Source organism: Streptomyces sp. WELS2 (assembly GCF_013870595.1).
Lineage (GTDB): Bacteria > Actinomycetota > Actinomycetes > Streptomycetales > Streptomycetaceae > Streptomyces.
The window spans coordinates 1-1,001 of record NZ_JACBWZ010001374.1 but is presented as its reverse complement, the minus strand read 5'-3'; the positions used below and the strand labels follow the sequence as shown (position 1 = coordinate 1,001).

The following is a 1,001-nucleotide window of genomic DNA, read 5'->3' as shown; positions in this document are numbered from 1 at the left end:
CCGTGCCGGGCTCAGTCGAGGGTGGCGCCGCGTGGTGTGATCCGGTAGTCGAATCCGAGCGTCCCGGGGTCGAGGGCCGTCGCCCCGCCGTCCACGGTGAGCACCGCTCCGTTGACGTAGGACGCCGCCGGGGACAGCAGCCAGGCGATCGCCTCGGCGACCTCGCGGGGCTCGCCGGGGCGGCCCTGGGGCAGCAGCCTGGTCGCCTCCGCGTAGGCGTCCTCCAGGCCGCCGGGCAGCCCCTCCTCCTCGGCGAAGCGGGCCATGCGCCGGTCGGCCATCTCGGTGCGCACCCAGCCCGGGCACACGGTGTTGGCCCGCACGCCCCGCCGCCCGTAGTCCACCGCGACGGAACGGCACAGCTGGAGCAGGGCCGCCTTGGAGGTGGCGTACGGGGCGTTGCCCGTGCCGTTGCGCAGCGCGGACACCGAGGCGACGGCGACGACCGAACCCCTGGACTCCAGCAGGTGCGGGATCGCCGCGCGCAGCAGGAGCAGCGGGCCGGTGAGGTTGGTGCGCATCACGTCGTCCCAGTCGCGCAGCGACATGTCGCCGACGGCTCCGCCGCGCCCGATGCCCGCGTTCAGCACCACTCCGTCGAGCCGTCCGTGCGCGTCCAGGGCGGCCCGCACGAGTCCCTCGACCGCGTCGGGGTCCCCGATGTCCGACGGATAAGCCAGCGCGCCGGTCTCCTTCGCGAGGCGCTCCAGGGGCTCGGTCCGCCTGCCGGAGGCGACCACGTGGTGCCCGGCCTCACCGAGCAGCCGGGCCGTGGCCTGTCCGATGCCCGAGCCCGCGCCGGTCACGATGACAACCCTCTTGTCCTCCACCAGTTCCGGCCCCTTCCACCAAGATCGACGAGTTCGCCCAGCGGGTTCGAGCTTAGGGCCCGGCGATCTTGGGGTGACGACTTCCGGCCAGTGCTCCGCGAGCGGCCGAACACCCTCTCCCCGCCGCCGGTTCCGGGTGCCGGGGCCGGTCCCTCGCGTCGCGGGCGGCTG

General features: G+C 74.7%; 1 protein-coding gene. It reads right to left on the bottom strand.

The window, feature by feature from the left end:
• Positions 1-11: 11 nt before the first annotated feature.
• The gene (locus H5J33_RS36455) at positions 12-830 is read right to left on the bottom strand and encodes an SDR family NAD(P)-dependent oxidoreductase (protein WP_181798952.1); all 819 of its coding nucleotides are present in this window, start codon (positions 828-830) and stop codon (positions 12-14) included.
• Between the last annotated feature and the right edge of the window lie 171 nt (positions 831-1,001).